Source organism: Gordonia sp. NPDC003504, from assembly GCF_053587995.1.
The window spans coordinates 640799-655918 of the sequence record NZ_JBSFPC010000002.1; the positions used below are offsets into that span (position 1 = coordinate 640799).

A 15120-nucleotide genomic window follows, 5' to 3' on the forward strand; every position below is an offset into this window, starting at 1 on the left:
GTCCAACGATTCTCGACGATGAATGCTTCCCGATTCGGGTGAACGGTGAAAGAACTTCTCGGTTAACGGAATTCGCCGCCGAGCCGGTGCACGTCAGTCCTGTTGACCGTTGCGCACGCCCTCCTCGACCTTCTTGCCGAGTTCGGCGTCCACGTTGCGCCAGTACTCGAACACCCGCGAGAGCACCGGCTCTTCGACGCCGTCGAGGACGTGGCCGACGATGTTGTTCACCAGCCGCTCCCGGGCGTCGTCGTCGAGGACCTCGCGCACCATCGTTCCGGCCTGCGCCCAGTCACTGTCCTCGGGGTGTTCGATGTAGCCGGCGCGGTCGGCCTCGTCGCCGAAGGTCCACAGCCCCTCGTCGCCGGCGGCCGCGGCGTCGGCGTGCGGGCCGCCGTAGGAGTTGGGCGCGTAGACCGGGACGTCGGAGCGGCTGAAGTCATACGCCATCGCGCCCTCCTTGGAGTAGGAGTTGACCTGTGCGGCCTTGGCCGAATTGACCGGCAGCTGAGCGTAATTGGTTCCGACCCGGTAGCGATGCGCGTCGGCGTAGGAGAACACCCGGCCCAACAGCATCTTGTCGGGCGAGAATCCGATGCCCGGAACCACATTCGACGGTTCGAAGGTGGCCAGCTCGATCTCGGAGAAGAAATTCTCCGGATTGCGATCGAGTGTCCACTTGCCGACCTCGATGAGGGGGTAGTCCTTCTGCGACCACACCTTGGTCAGGTCGAAGGGATTGAACCGGTATCCCTCGGCCTCGTCGAGCGGCATGATCTGCACCTTCAGTGTCCAGCTGGGGAATTCGCCTCGATCGATCGCCTCGTAGAGGTCCTGACGGTGGTAGTCGGGGTCACTGCCGGCGAGGGTGTCGGCCTGTTCCTGGGTGAGGAACTCGATTCCCTGATCGGTCTTGAAGTGATACTTCACCCAGAAGCGTTCACCGTCGGCGTTGACCCACTGATAGGTGTGCGAGCCGAATCCGTCCATGTTGCGCCACGACTTCGGGATGCCGCGATCGCCCATCAGCCAGGTCACCTGATGTGCCGACTCCGGACGCAGGGTCCAGAAATCCCACTGCATGTTGTGGTCGCGCAGGCCGGACCCGGGCAGTCGCTTCTGCGAGCGGATGAAATCCGGGAACTTGATCGGATCCTTGATGAAGAAGATCGGGGTGTTGTTGCCGACGAGGTCGTAGTTGCCGTCCTCGGTGTAGAACTTCACCGCGAAACCACGGGGATCACGCCAGGTGTCGGGGCTGCCCTGTTCGCCGGCCACCGTCGAAAAGCGCACCAGCGATTCGGTTGTCGCACCGGGCTGGAAGAGCTTCGCCTTGGTGTAGCGCGAGACGTCTCCGGTGATCTCGAGGTGACCGAACGCGCCGGCCCCCTTGGCGTGCACCACCCGCTCGGGGACGCGTTCACGGTTGAACTGCGCGAGTTTCTCCAGCAGGTAGTGGTCGTGGAGCAGGATCGGGCCCTGTGTGCCGGCGGTCAGGGATTCGTTGTCGCTGGCGACCGCGATGCCGGCGTTGGTCGTGGTGCGCGGGGTGTTCTGAGACGAAGTCATGCGTGGCTCCCAATCGTGAGTACGTCAGGTCGCGGCACCGGGCTGTGGCACCGTCGCCATGTGGTCGATGTCGTGTGGTCTATCTGCGAATTGTCTTGTCGCCGTGCATTTTCAAGTCCTGTAACTTCTTCGGACCGCTCACCCTGCGGGGTCGGACTCCGCATCGTGCGCGTCGGTGTCACGGCACGCCGGGCACCTTCCCCAGAACGTCACCTCTGCTTCGTCGATCTCGTAACCGTGATCGGCATCCGGAGTCAGGCACGGGGCCCGGCCGACGACGCAGTCGATGTCGATGATCTCGCCGCAGGACCGGCACACCAGGTGATGGTGATTGTCCCCGGCGCGGGATTCATACCGCACCGGCGAGCCCGCCGGTTCGATCCTGCGCACCATGCCGCGTTCCGAGCACGTGCGCAGAACGTCGTACACGGTTTGGGTAGACACGCCACCCAGCCGGTCCCGCACGCCGGCCGCCACGAAATCGGCTGTGGAATGCGGATGGTCATGCAGGATTTCGAGCACCGCGAGCCGCGGCGCGGTGACCCGGAGACCCGCGGCGCGAAGCGCGTGGGTGAGCTCTGTCCGATCCGGCATGACTTCACCATACGCACTTATTTGGAATGAGTCCAGTATTTGGAAGAATTCCAGTTTATTAGGTGAGCCTTGCCCCGCGCCGGTTCAGCTCGACCGCAGCATCCGCGTCGGACGCATCCGGGTCGATTCGGGCAACCATCGGTTGACGGCGCGCCGCAGCGTCATCACCGCGGCGATGACCAGCAACGCGAACTCCAACCACCCGAGCACGACCACACCCGACCACAACTCCGGATACCGGAAGAACAGATCGAGCCCGACCGGGATGCACATCAGGTGCAGCGCCACGATCGCCAGGAAGAAGTTGCGGCAGTTGCGGCTGTGGTGACTCGCCGCGGCGACCAGAAAGGCGTATTCGCCCACCAGGAACAGGACCGCGATCACCAGTCCGGCTACCGGGAGGACATCGGCGAAGGTGGTGATCTGATCCCCGGTCGGCTGCCCCTTCGGCGTGGTCACCGCGTCGACGAGCATCCGATCACGCAGTGCGTCACGGGTGGCGCCCAGTTCGATCGTGCCGTAGACGATGCAGATCAGCCCACAGATCGCCGCCCCCCACCAGGCCACCCGGGCGTGCAGCACGAGGGCCGCGGGAGCGGGTCCGGGCGCGCCCGGACGCTTCGGGTAGAGGTTCGCGCGGTCGCGGTCGGCGGAATTGCGTTTGCGCAGTTCGGCGAGATCCTCCGCGTCGAGTTCGGCCTGCGTGGGAGTGCGGTCCGCATCGTCGGGAGTGGCGTCGGTCATGGTCGCATTGTCGCACTCACCACAACCGGATCGGCCGACGACCGGTTTCGGCGCCGGTACACCCACGACCAACGCTCAGGAGCCGACCTTGAGCATCCGCCCCACCGTCGCCTGCCAGAGCGTTCCGTCGGCGGCGATAGTCCCGGTCAGTTCGAGCGGTTCGTCGACGGGCGCGCCGCCCACCGGCAGCGTCTCCACCCGAGCGCCGGTCGCGAAATCGGTCGCGATGTAGTAGACCGGCCCGAGTTGCTGCACCGCACCCGCGTCGTACGGACCGTAACCGAGACCGTGGATGAGACCGTCGGCGCGCGAGAGTTTCGGCAACGACGCGAGGCGGTCGCCGTTCTCCCACACCCGCCGGCAGCCCTGAGCCGACACATCGATGCGCGTGGAGCCGCCGACGAAGCCCGCGTCGACCGGAACCGACGGTCCCGAGACCGCCATCGGCGGGTACTGATAGCCGTAGGTGCTGGGGATGACCAGCGAATTGCCCCACGCCATCGGCGAATTCTCGGTGCCCTGCCCCGAGGTGGCGAACGCCGGCATCCGGCAGACCAGGCGGCCGGTGTCGGACTCCCGCACGATCAGCGACGGACGCGCATCGGCGTTGTCGACGATGGCCACCCATCCGTCGCCCCTCGGACCGAAATAGGTGGGTGTGGTGCCCGACCCCCAGGTGAGCTGACCGGGTTTGCGTGCCGAGCCTCGATCGTAGGGCTGCCGCCACACGATATGCGGCGCGGCCCCGGGATGGGCCCACATCTCGTAGAGCGCGTGCGTGGTGATCACCGAGACACCACCTGGGCGAACGCTGAGCCCGTTGCCGAGGTCCTCCCCGGCCGGTAGATGCGCGGCATGCACCGTCCGATCGCGGGCGAGGACACCGATGACACCGTGGGTCGTGGCGAACCAGACCCGCCCGGTGGCGTCCGGGGCCAGTCCGGTGATCGCGTCATTGGCCGGGATCTGCCGCGACACGTCGATCCGCTCGTCGACATACACCTGCCAGCCGGTCGGCGTATTCCGGTGCGCCACAAAGAGAATCGAGTTCGAACCGTCGGCGACCACCACCCGGTTCCGGCCATCGAGGTATCCGTACACCCCGCCGAGCAAGCCGCCTTTGCGCAACTCGGACCGGGCCAGCGGTTCGGCCGTCCGCGGATCGAAGAGGACCACCGAGGGCACCGCGACGCCCCCCGCACCCACGAAGCCGGTGCACAATGCGACCGGCATCCCGTCGGTACCGATGAAGGTCGCCGCGCACGCGCCGCCCGGCACCGACGACGCCAGCAGTCGCGCACCCGGTCCCGGGCCGGGATTCGGTGTGGAGTCGGTGGACGCGAGATCGCCGTGCATCAGCGACGTCCCGGCCGGGCCGAGAATCGGTGGACCCGGATCGGGCAGGGGATCCGCCGTCGCGGGAGCGACACCGATCAGCATCGTCACGACGACGCCGACCACCAGCAGCGCCGACCGCACCAGCACCGACCACCACCGTCGCACTCCCCCGCGATCACACATGCGCGACAGCACATCACATCCGCCGTGATCCGACCAGGGTTTCACGCGGCCCCGTTGACAGCGCCCGCCCTGACACTGACCGCGCCCGACTCCCCGTTGACAGCGCCCGGCTCCCCGTTCACAGCGCCCGACTCTCCGTTCACAGCGCCCGACTCCCCGTTTACAGCGCTCAATCCCCCACTGACAGTGTCGGGCTGAGCGCCGTCAACGTCGGAGCAAGCGCCGTCAACGAGCGCCGTCAACGACATGGCGAGCGCCGTCAACGCTGCTGGGTCCCAACGGCTTCCCGCTTCACGACAGACCTCACGACAAACGTCCCGGTGGGCGGGATCCGCGGAGTGATCCGCGAGCCGCCCACGGGGACGTCTGTGGTGATGAATTATCGGTGGTCAGGACGTGTGGCGACCGATGAACAGTGCGCTCCGATCAGCGGTTGAACTCGCTCATCAGGAAGCTCGTGGCCGGCAGCAACGTGGTGATCATCGGCAACGCGTGGTTGACGACGAGACCCGGGAAGATCGGCGGGATCGGGTTGGTCACCAGTTGCACGTTGGCGCCCTTGGCACGCCAGTCCTGATACAGCTGATGCACCTGGCCGTACGGGATGACGTCATCGTTGATGCCGCCTTCGAGCAGCACCGGCGCGTTCGGGGTGAGCCGGCCGATGCGCTGTTCGTCGACGACCGCCTTGACGTCGGGGTACTTAATGATAACCGCCGACAACGGCTTTCCGCTGCGCGTCCACTGACTCGTCCGCTGGAACCCGAACGCGAGTCCGGTGTCACCGATGCACTGGGTCGACAGCGTCTTCAGGGCCGCGCGGCCGTTGGCGTTCGTCTCACGGTCGACGACCGTCTTGAGCGCCGGGTATCGGGCCTCGAGGCCGTTGATCGCGTAGCCGATACCACCGACGATGAACGTCCCGTCGATCTGATCGATGACCTTCGACAGATCCGCGGGCGGAGCACCGGCGTAGGTGGCCTTCACATTCAGATCCGGGGCGTAGGTCGAGGCCAGTTCGGCCGCCGATGCCGCGGCGCCACCACCCTGGGAGTAGCCGGAGAAACCGACCGGCGAATCGGCCGGTGCGCCGGCGACCTTGAGCGCGGCCCGCGCGGCATCGAGCATGGCGTGCCCGGACTCGGCGCGGTTCACGTATGTGTGGATGCCCGGGGTGCCCATCCCGATGTAGTCGGTCATTGCGACCCGCACACCGTTGAGGAGCAGCAGGTTCATCTCGAGAGCGGAATAGTTGATCGCGATGCTGGGCTTGCTCGGGTCGATGGCGAGCGGGAAGCTCATCAGCTTCGAGCCGGCACACTGATCACCTTGGCCTACGGTGCCCGGACCGAGGACCACCGTCGGGCGCGGGCCCTTGCCCTGCCACGGGGCGGTCGGTTCGACGACGGTGCCGGTCACCGGCGCGGGCGATCCGTCTTGATAGGTCGAGGTGTACATGATGCGCTTGGCGGTCCCCGGCCACTGATTCGGGACACCCGGGATCTGCAGCAGGAGCGGCGACGCCTCGCTGCGGATGATCGAGCCGGGCGTCGAATTGAACGACGATGGCGGGGTATAGAAATCGGCCGCCTGCGCCGTCGGCGCGGCCAGGCTCAGGCCGGTGCCCACCAGCGCTCCCGCGGTCACGACGCTCGCGATCCGAGCGGTCCATGAAGTTTGCCGAGATGAGTTGAATCCCCGAATGTGTCTCATGCCGAGGTAACCTACCGCACGGTAATAAAGATGCGTGGCGGGGGTCACGAATCGTAACGGTGACGTGATGATCCACCAGCACGCGCCGCCCGCCGTCGCCTCAGATCACCACCCCGAGCGCCGACACCACGATCAGCCCGGTCACCGACAGGATCGTCTCCATCGCCGACCAGGTCTTGAACGTCTGGCCGACACTCATCCCGAAGTACTCCTTGACCAGCCAGAATCCGGCGTCGTTGACGTGCGACAGGAATACCGAGCCGGCGCCGATCGCGAGCACCACCAGCGACACCTGACCGGACGACAGGCCGTCCACGAGTCCCAACATCAACGACGACGCGGTGATCGTCGCGACCGTGGCCGAGCCGGTGGCGACGCGGATCAGCGCGGCGAGCACCCACCCGAGCAGGATCACCGAGATGTTCGCCGCCGACGCCCAGTCCGCGAGCAGGGTGCCGATACCGGTGTCGACGAGGACCTGTTTGAACCCGCCGCCCGCCGACACGATCAGCAGGATGCCGGCGATCGGCGGCAACGCCGATCCGACGCAGGTGGAAATGGTGTCGCGGTCCATCCCCGAACCCCGTCCGAAGGTGACCATGGCGACCATCACCGCGACCAGCAGGGCGATCAACGGCGTTCCGAGCACGTCGAGGACCTGCCGGATCGGATTGCCGTCGTCGGCGACGACGATCTCGGCGATCGCCTTGCCGAGCATCAAGACCACCGGCAACAGAACGGTGGCCATCGTGATACCGAATCCCGGGCGGCGCGAGGTGGGGCCGTCGGCCGGGTCGGCGTCGAAGGTGCGCGGGGCGTCGAGGGGCACCCACTTGCCCGCCAGGGTGCCGAACAACGGACCGGCGACGATGATGGTCGGGATGGCGACCGCGACGCCGAGCGCCAGGGTCAATCCCAGATCGGCGCCCAGTGCGTCGATGGCGACCAGCGGTCCCGGATGCGGCGGCACGAATCCATGCATCGCCGACAACCCGGCCAATGCGGGAATTCCGATGGGGATCAACCCGATTCCTGATCGACGGGCGACGAGGTAGATCACCGGCATCAGCAGCACGAGGCCGATCTCGAAGAACATCGGCAGACCGATGATCGCACCCACGAGGGCCATCGCCCACGGCAGCATCCGCGGACTCGCATGCCCGACGATGGTGTCGACGATCTCATCGGCACCACCGGAATCGGCGAGGAGCTTGGCGAACATCGCACCGAGCGCGATCAGGATGCCGACCCCGGCCGCGGTAGAACCGAAACCCTTCGTGAAGGATTCCAACACCGTCGGAATCGACTCGCCGGCAACCACTCCCACGGTCGCGCCACCGAGGATGAGGGCAAGGAACGGATGCAGTTTCACCCAGGTGATGGTCACGACGATGACCGCGATTCCGGCCACGGCGGCCAGCACCAATTGCCAGCCGACGGCGACCGGTTCGGGCAGGTCCGCATCGGCGGCGAGCAGCATCGGCGACATCATGAGCGATCTCCCTCGGAATCATCCTCCCCGGCAACAGCATCGGTATCGATGGCTGCCGACACCCGGTCAACGATCGCATCGACGCCCTGGTCGACGTCGACGGCGAGTCCACGCTCGTCGGACCCCAGTGGCTCCAGGGTCTCGAATTGCGATGCGAGCAGCGAGGCCGGCATGAAGTGCCCCGGCCGCGACGCCTGACGACGCCGGATGACCTCGATCGAGCCCTCCAGGTGGACGAATCGAACCTCGGGACAGTGTGCCCGCAGCCGGTCGCGGTAGATTCGCCGCAGTGCCGAACAACTCATCACCCCGCCGTCGGTGTGGTCGGCCAGCCAGACACCGATCTCGTCGAGCCACGGCCCGCGATCGTCGTCGGTGAGTGGTTCACCGGCCGACATCTTCCCGACGTTGGCCGCCGAGTGAAAGTCGTCGGCGTCGGCGAACGGCACCCGCAGACGCTGCGCAAGCGCCGCTCCCACCGTCGACTTACCCGATCCCGACACTCCCATGACCACCACCGGTGACCCCATGAGCTCTCCTCATCACTTGTGCTTCCGATCACAGAGTGTGCCTCATACGTAGTATCAATTCAAGCTGTTCTGTGTAGTAGTAGTTTTATACAGAACGAATCAACGTACTCACCCGATCATTCATCACACTCCGCAATCAATGAGAGGATGTGTGGGTGAGTCAGGAAACAGGCCCGAATGACCGGCACGAGCAGGTCCTCGGCACCATCGGCGCCCGGATCGCCGCCGGGGATCTCCCCGTCGGGGCCGTACTGACCCTGGACGGGATCTGCACCGAGCACACGGTGTCGCGGACCGTCGCACGCGAGGTGATCCGGGTACTCGAATCGATGGGGATGGTCGCCTCACGCCGCCGCGTGGGCATCACCGTGCAGCCGCGCACGCGGTGGAGCGTCTTCGATCAACGGCTCATCCGGTGGCGCCTCGACAGTGACGAACGCGAGGATTTCCTGCTCACCCTGTCCGAGCTGCGACGCGGAATCGAGCCGGCCGCAGCCGCTTTGGCGGCCGTTCGTGCCGACGAGCACCAGTGCCGCGTGCTGGCCGCCGCCGCCTCCGACATGGCGGTGCACGGCCGGACCGGCGACCTCGACGCATATCTCCAGGCGGACAAGATCTTTCACCGCGCACTGCTGGAGGCGAGTGGGAACGAGATGTTCTGTGCGCTCACCGGCGTCGTCGGTGAGGTGCTGTCCGGGCGTACCCACCACGGCATGATGCCGGCGACACCCAATCCCGTCGCCATTGCTCTCCACGACGACGTAGCGCGGGCGATCCGCCTCGCCGACCCCGACACCGCGGAAGCCCGGATGCGCGCCATTATCGACGAGGCCGCGTCAGCGGTCGCCGATCACGATCCGGCACATCGCTGATCTGGCACGAAACCGCAACGTCTCGACCCGGATTCGCCGCCGAGTCCTCATATACTGGGCCCACCAAACCAGCATCCGGATGACGTATCGATCGGTGGGCCACGTGACCGAACCATTGACCCGCGTGTCGATTCAACGCGCGTTGGACACCTCGTTCCTTCGCAACCGCGACAACATGGACGGAGCAAACGCCGACTACATTCCCGCTCTCGCCAACGCAGACCCGACCCTCTTCGGCCTCGCTGTGGTCACAGCGGCCGGTGACGTGCTCACCGCCGGGGACTACACGCATCAATTCCCGATCGAATCGGTCTCCAAAGTGTTCACCATGGCGCTGGTGATGGAACAGATCGGTGCCAAAGAGTTTCGGCACAAAATCGGCGCCGACCCCACCGGGTCACCGTTCAACTCGGTGATGGCTCTCGAACTCAACAATGACAAGCCGTTGTCTCCGCTGGTCAATGCCGGCGCCATCGCCACCACGAGCCTCGTCCGCGCGGATGACTCGGCACATCGGTGGGAACTCATCGTTGACGCCTACGCAGACCTGGCGGGCCGTCGACTACAGATGAGCGGGGAAATCTACGCTTCCGAGGAGCAACACAACGCGCACAACAAGGCGATCGCCTGGCTGCTCGCCAGCGCGGGCAACATTTACTGCGATCCGATGGAGGCGTGTGATGTCTATACACGCCAGTGCTCGATCCTGGTGTCCACCGCCGATCTGGCGACGATGGGTGCCACGCTGGCCAACCACGGGACCAACCCGGTCAGCGGGAAGCGGGTTCTCGCCGAGGCGAATGTGCCCCATCTGTTGGCCGAGATGACCATGGAGGGGCTGTACACCCGCTCGGGTGACTGGGCCTACAAGGTGGGACTGCCGGGCAAGAGTGGCGTCGGCGGTGGGCTTCTCGCGATCGCCCCGGGCGAACTCGCGATCGCCGCCTACTCCTCACGGCTTGGTCCGGCCGGGAACAGTATGCGGGGGTGGGCGGCCATCACCGATGTGGCCGTCGAACTCGGTCTCGGCCTCTACCAGGACCGGCGTCATGCCGGCACCGCGGGCTGATGCCCGCCGACGCGACACAACCGCGACCACCCCGGCGCAGAGTCGTTCCGGTGCCGGTGATCGACGGGCGTGAATGATGCGGATCAGCTGAAGCGGACGTTCATCGTCGCCAGGCCGAAGATCTTGCGGCCACCGGACTTCGCGATGAGGAGGACCACACCGCTTCGGGTTTCCGGATCCAGCGACTTGATCTTGCCGGAGAATTCGATGTCGCCGCCCTCGGCCGCGGAAACGGCGGCCACCTGCGACAGCCGCACGGCATAGCGAGTGACGGCACCGGGATCGCCCGACCACGCCGAGACAAAGCCTGCGCCGAGGCCCATGGTGAGCATCCCGTGCGCGATCACGTCGGGAAGCCCGGCCGCCTTGGCGATCGACTCGTCCCAGTGGATCGGATTGCCGTCACCGGAGACACCCGCGTAGTTGACCAGATCGCCGCGAGAAAGCCGGGCGTGCCGCAGCGGCAACTCGGCACCCACGACCAGGTCGTCGAACCGTAGCGAACCCGGCGTCCGCTCGACACCGGCACTCGAAAACCGTTGCGGGACTTCGGGCCGAACCGTCTTGTGATAGTCGGCGCCGATCGCGTCGGTGGACAGCACGGTCACGTCGTGCACCACGAGACTGCGCGCCATCGCCGTCATCGACGGGTCGACCTCGTCGCCGCCGACACCGACGACGGTGGTGTGCATGGAGTGCACGGTCTCGCCGGCGGTATCGGTGAACGTGTTGGTGATGGTGAACATGTCGCGGCCCGCGATCCGACGCACTCCGGTGAGTTCGACGTCGGTGGTCAGTTCATCGCCTTCGACGATCGGCCGATGCTGCTCGAACACCTGCTCGGTCTGCACGTAGGTCTCGTAACCGACGACGACGGTTTCCAGCAGGGAACGGTTGGCCGACATCGCGGGAATCGACGTGAACGTCAGCGGTGTCACCAGTCCCGAGTAACCCAGTGCGGCCGCGGCAGATTCGTCGCGGTGCACCGGGTGGAAGTCCTGCACCGCCCGCGCGTACTCGCGGATCTTCTCGCGGCCGACGAGATAGGTGCCGTCGACCTGGTAATAGTGACCGAGCCGATCGGCGATCGCCGGGGCATCAGGAGTGGACATTGAGGGACTACCTAACGGTGGTGAGGGAAGGCGCCGGTCGCAGCGTCAGCCGACGAGCAGCTCGGCGATCTGAATCGTGTTGAGTGCAGCACCCTTCCGGAGGTTGTCACCCGAGATGAACAGCGCCAGCCCGCGACCGTCGGGAGCTCCGGGATCCTGGCGGATGCGCCCGACCAGAGAATCGTCCTTGCCGGCTGCTGCCAGTGGCGTCGGCACGTCGACCACCTCCACACCCGGTGCGCCGGAGAGGATTTCGGTGGCGCGCTGCGGCGAGAGCGGCGCGGCGAACTCCGCGTTGATCGACAGCGAGTGACCGGTGAACACCGGTACGCGCACACACGTACCACTCACCAGCAACTCCGGCAGACCGAGGATCTTGCGGGATTCGTTGCGCAGCTTCTGATCCTCGTCGGTCTCACCGGAGCCGTCGTCGACCAGCGCACCGGCCAACGCGACCACGTCGAAAGCGATGGGCGCAACATACTTGACCGGTGCCGGGAAGCTCACCGAGGAACCGTCGTAGACCAGTTTCTCGACCTCGTCGATCACCGCACGGGACTGGGAGGCAAGCTCTTCCACACCGGCCAGTCCGCTACCGGACACCGCCTGATAGGACGACACGATCAGCCGTGTCAGGCCGGCCTCGTCGTGCAGCGGCTTGAGCACCGGCATTGCGGCCATCGTCGTGCAGTTCGGATTGGCGACAATGCCTTTCGGCGGGTTCTTCGCCAACTCGCCGTTGACCTCCGACACCACCAGCGGCACATCGGGGTCCTTGCGCCAGGCGGAACTGTTGTCGATAACGGTCACACCCGCGGCGGCAAACCGCGGCGCCTGCGCCCGCGACATGGTGGCACCCGCGGAGAACAACGCGATGTCCAATCCGGACGGGTCGGCGGTCGCGGCGTCCTCGACGACGATCTCGCCGTCACCCCACGGCAGTTTCTTGCCCGCCGACCGCGGTGAGGCGAAGAAACGCACCGAGTCGGCCGGGAACTTGCGCTCCGCCAACAGGGTTCGCATGACTCCGCCGACCTGACCGGTGGCGCCGACAACTCCGATACTCACGCTCATGATCAGCGTCCCGTTCCTGCGTAGACCACGGCTTCCTCGTCACCACCGAGTTTGAAGGCCTCGTGCAGGGCACGCACCGCGTCGTCGAGTTCGGTGTCGCGGCACAGCACCGAGATCCGGATCTCGGAGGTCGAGATGAGTTCGATGTTGATGCCGACGTTGCTCAGCGCCTCACAGAAGGTGGCGGTCACACCCGGATGGCTCTTCATTCCGGCACCGACCAGCGACACCTTGCCGATGTGATCGTCGTAGAGCAGATCGGTGAAGCCGATCTCGGACTGCAGCTTGGTCAGTTTCTCCACGCCGAGCGGACCGAGTTCCCGCGGCAGGGTGAAGGTGATGTCGGTCTTGCCGGTCTCGACCTTCGAAATGTTCTGCAGCACCATGTCGATGTTGATCTCGGCGTCGGCGACAGCACGGAACACCTTGGCGGCGTAGCCGGGTCGATCATCGAGGCCGACGACGGTGATCTTGGCCTCGCTGCGGTCGTGTGCGACACCGGTGAGAATTGCTTCTTCCACGGGAATGTCCTCCATCGATCCGGCGACCAAGGTGCCGGGTTTGGTCGAGTACGACGAGCGCACGTGAACGGGAACGTTGTATCGGCGGGCGTATTCCACACACCGCAGCATGAGCACCTTGGCGCCGCACGCGGCCATCTCGAGCATCTCCTCGAAGGAGACGGTCTCCAGCCGACGCGCGTCGGACACGATCCGCGGGTCGGCGGTGTAGACGCCGTCGACGTCGGTGTAGATCTCGCAGACATCGGCCTCCAGCGCTGCGGCCAATGCCACCGCGGTGGTGTCGGAGCCGCCGCGGCCCAGCGTGGTGATGTCCTTGGTGTCCTGCGACACTCCCTGGAACCCGGCGACGAGCACGATCTTGCCCTCGTCGAGCGCGGCCCGGACCCGGCCCGGCGTGACATCGATGATCTTGGCCGCGCCATGGCTGCTGGTGGTGATCACGCCGGCCTGTGAACCGGTGAACGACTGCGCCTGCGCACCCAGCGAGCTGATCGCCATCGCGACCAGCGCATTGGAGATCCGCTCGCCCGAGGTGAGCAACATATCCATCTCGCGCGGCGGAGGTGCCGGGTTGACCTGCTGGGCGAGGTCGAGCAGTTCGTCGGTGGTGTCACCCATCGCCGACACCACCACAACCACGTCGTTGCCCTGCTTCTTGGTCTCGACGATGCGCTCGGCGACACGGCGGATACGTTCGGCCGAGGAGACCGAGGATCCGCCATACTTCTGCACCACGAGTGCCACGTCGGCTGCCTCCCTGCATGGTTGTCGTCTGTGTTTGCCATGGCAACCTTACCGGCGGCCGATCTCGTGCATGCGGGCGCCGGTCGTCGCCGGAGACCGGCACGCCTCGCCGGTTGTCGGAGTGTGGCGGGTTCGTCACGACCCCTGGCCCGGTCTGGCCGTCACTGCCCTACCATCTTGGCGTGTCCACCACGAGCGCGCGTCGTGCGCATACCGAGCCCACGAGCCCGGACGACGACGCGTCCGCGACGTCCGGACAGGTCCCCGAATGGCGCTCCTGGATCCCGCCGATCGCCATCTACCTCGCCATCCGGGCCATCGGGATCGCCGTCCTCGCGCGGTTCGACGCCCTGCGGGGGACGTCGTTACACGACTCACTGTCGGCGTGGGACGGCAAGTGGATGCTGGCGATCGCCGAGCACGGCTACGGCGACGTACCGATCGACCTGACCGACGCCAGGGGCATCCATTCCGCGGATACCGCGTACGCGTTCTTTCCCGGCTATCCCTACGCGGTGGGCCTGATCGCGAAGATCCCGTTGATCTCGCCGTTCGCGGCCGCGGTCCTCCTCAACCTCGTGCTGGGGTGTGTCGCAGCGGTCGGCGTCGCCCGACTGGGAGCGCTCTGTGTCCGCCGGATGGCCGGACGGTCACCAATGGTCGACGGAGTCACCGGACCCGACGACACCTTGCCGGTGACGGCCGAGACCCGCGGCGAGCGCGTCGTCGATCCCGCTCGCGCCGGCCTGTATCTGGTGGCGATCTTTGCCGCGACACCGATGTCGGTGGTGCTGAACATGGCCTACACCGAGGCCCTCTTCTGCGTGCTGAGCATCTGGGCGCTGGTCGGTGTGCTGGAACGCCGTTGGCTGCTCGCCGGGATGTGCGCGTGCCTGGTCGGCACGGTCCGTCCGACGGCGGTGGTGGTGATCGGAGTGGTGATGTTGGCTGCGCTGATCGATCTGTTCCGGACTCAGCGATCCCCATTCGCCGGATGGCCTGCGGCCAGGGCATGGCTCGCCGTCGTCGTCAGTCCGTTGGGGTATCTCGGATACCTCGCTGTCGTGTGGGCGCACACCGGCTCACCGACGGGGTGGTTCACCATCCAGACGCAGGGCTGGGACACCCGATTCGATTGGGGCGTGGCCGCATTCGACTTCGTCAACGACATGCTGGTGAACTCCGGCGAGATCGCCCCGGTGGCCACCTCCTGGATCATCGTCGGCACCCTGTTGCTCGTGTGCGTCGCGATCTGGGCACGGCTGCCGTGGCCGATCCTGACCTACGGCATCCTCGTCGTCGCGTCGATCGTGTTGTCGAGCGGGCTGATGATGAGCCGCCCCCGCCTTCTGCTGCCGGCGTTCGTGCTGCTGATCCCGCTGGCGATTCTGTTCGCGCGCGCCCGCCCCGCCGCGGCCATCGCCGCGCTCATCCCGATCGTCGTCGGCAGCGCCTGGTTCGGTGCGCACATGCTGACGGTGTATCCGCACGCGATGTGACGGCCGGTCGCCGGTCCGCAAAGCCTGCCGAAAGTGGGGGAAGAACGTTCGTCCCCCAGAAAC

Annotated in this window: 13 protein-coding genes; 3 read left to right on the forward strand and 10 right to left on the reverse strand. The window is 66.2% G+C overall.

Translation table 11 applies throughout. The features are described 5' to 3' along the window. Positions 1-93 precede the first annotated feature (93 nt). The 7 genes from ACWDPV_RS07250 to ACWDPV_RS07280 form a co-directional block, all read right to left on the reverse strand. Positions 94-1569, reverse strand: a complete 1476-nt coding sequence (locus ACWDPV_RS07250) for a catalase (protein ID WP_449742351.1) — start codon at positions 1567-1569, stop codon at positions 94-96. Between the two features lie 138 nt (positions 1570-1707). Further along, positions 1708-2163: a Fur family transcriptional regulator gene (locus ACWDPV_RS07255; protein WP_449742352.1), complete on the reverse strand. Its 456-nt coding sequence runs from the start codon at positions 2161-2163 to the stop codon at positions 1708-1710. A gap of 84 nt (positions 2164-2247) precedes the next feature. Beyond that, a complete protein-coding gene (locus ACWDPV_RS07260; protein WP_449742353.1) occupies positions 2248-2907 on the reverse strand; it encodes a hypothetical protein in 660 nt (219 codons plus the stop codon). Between the two features lie 75 nt (positions 2908-2982). Then, complete coding sequence (locus ACWDPV_RS07265; RefSeq protein WP_449742454.1) at positions 2983-4347, reverse strand: hypothetical protein; 1365 nt, start codon at positions 4345-4347, stop codon at positions 2983-2985. Positions 4348-4854: 507 nt separating this feature from the next. Then, entirely contained in the window at positions 4855-6141 is a 1287-nt protein-coding gene (locus tag ACWDPV_RS07270; protein WP_449742354.1) for a lipase family protein, read from the reverse strand. A 100-nt stretch (positions 6142-6241) separates the two neighbouring features. After that, complete coding sequence (locus tag ACWDPV_RS07275) at positions 6242-7630, reverse strand: GntP family permease (protein WP_449742455.1); 1389 nt, start codon at positions 7628-7630, stop codon at positions 6242-6244. Beyond that, positions 7630-8163, reverse strand: coding sequence for a gluconokinase (locus tag ACWDPV_RS07280; protein WP_449742355.1), 534 nt, complete (start codon positions 8161-8163; stop codon positions 7630-7632). Before ACWDPV_RS07280 ends, ACWDPV_RS07275 begins: the two co-directional genes overlap by 1 nt. Before the next feature lie 155 nt (positions 8164-8318). Between ACWDPV_RS07280 and ACWDPV_RS07285 the strand changes: the two genes are divergently transcribed. Then, entirely contained in the window at positions 8319-9035 is a 717-nt protein-coding gene (locus tag ACWDPV_RS07285; RefSeq protein ID WP_449742356.1) for a FadR/GntR family transcriptional regulator, read from the forward strand. 103 nt (positions 9036-9138) lie between these two features. Beyond that, positions 9139-10104: a glutaminase A gene (gene glsA, locus ACWDPV_RS07290; RefSeq protein ID WP_449742357.1), complete on the forward strand. Its 966-nt coding sequence runs from the start codon at positions 9139-9141 to the stop codon at positions 10102-10104. A gap of 83 nt (positions 10105-10187) precedes the next feature. Here the strand turns inward: glsA and ACWDPV_RS07295 are convergent, their stop codons facing one another. From ACWDPV_RS07295 to ACWDPV_RS07305, 3 genes are read right to left on the reverse strand one after another with little or no spacing between them, the layout of a single operon-like run. Then, positions 10188-11216, reverse strand: coding sequence for a fused (3R)-hydroxyacyl-ACP dehydratase subunits HadA/HadB (locus ACWDPV_RS07295; RefSeq protein WP_449742358.1), 1029 nt, complete (start codon positions 11214-11216; stop codon positions 10188-10190). 45 nt (positions 11217-11261) lie between these two features. Next, on the reverse strand, positions 11262-12290 hold the full coding sequence (locus ACWDPV_RS07300) for an aspartate-semialdehyde dehydrogenase (RefSeq protein ID WP_449742359.1): 1029 nt from the start codon (positions 12288-12290) through the stop codon (positions 11262-11264). Positions 12291-12292: 2 nt separating this feature from the next. Continuing rightward, complete coding sequence (locus ACWDPV_RS07305) at positions 12293-13558, reverse strand: aspartate kinase (RefSeq protein WP_449742360.1); 1266 nt, start codon at positions 13556-13558, stop codon at positions 12293-12295. A 182-nt stretch (positions 13559-13740) separates the two neighbouring features. On the opposite strand from ACWDPV_RS07305, the gene ACWDPV_RS07310 reads away from it, so the two are divergent. Further along, on the forward strand, positions 13741-15057 hold the full coding sequence (locus ACWDPV_RS07310; RefSeq protein ID WP_449742361.1) for a hypothetical protein: 1317 nt from the start codon (positions 13741-13743) through the stop codon (positions 15055-15057). The last annotated feature ends 63 nt before the right edge of the window (positions 15058-15120 follow it).

Coding starts and splice junctions, on each gene's coding strand:
- ACWDPV_RS07250 (WP_449742351.1), bottom strand. CDS start 1,569: ATGACTTCGTCTCAGAACACCCCGCGCACCACGACCAACGCCGGCATC.
- ACWDPV_RS07255 (WP_449742352.1), bottom strand. CDS start 2,163: ATGCCGGATCGGACAGAGCTCACCCACGCGCTTCGCGCCGCGGGTCTC.
- ACWDPV_RS07260 (WP_449742353.1), bottom strand. CDS start 2,907: ATGACCGACGCCACTCCCGACGATGCGGACCGCACTCCCACGCAGGCC.
- ACWDPV_RS07265 (WP_449742454.1), bottom strand. CDS start 4,347: ATGCTGATCGGTGTCGCTCCCGCGACGGCGGATCCCCTGCCCGATCCG.
- ACWDPV_RS07270 (WP_449742354.1), bottom strand. CDS start 6,141: ATGAGACACATTCGGGGATTCAACTCATCTCGGCAAACTTCATGGACC.
- ACWDPV_RS07275 (WP_449742455.1), bottom strand. CDS start 7,630: ATGTCGCCGATGCTGCTCGCCGCCGATGCGGACCTGCCCGAACCGGTC.
- ACWDPV_RS07280 (WP_449742355.1), bottom strand. CDS start 8,163: ATGGGGTCACCGGTGGTGGTCATGGGAGTGTCGGGATCGGGTAAGTCG.
- ACWDPV_RS07295 (WP_449742358.1), bottom strand. CDS start 11,216: ATGTCCACTCCTGATGCCCCGGCGATCGCCGATCGGCTCGGTCACTAT.
- ACWDPV_RS07300 (WP_449742359.1), bottom strand. CDS start 12,290: ATGAGCGTGAGTATCGGAGTTGTCGGCGCCACCGGTCAGGTCGGCGGA.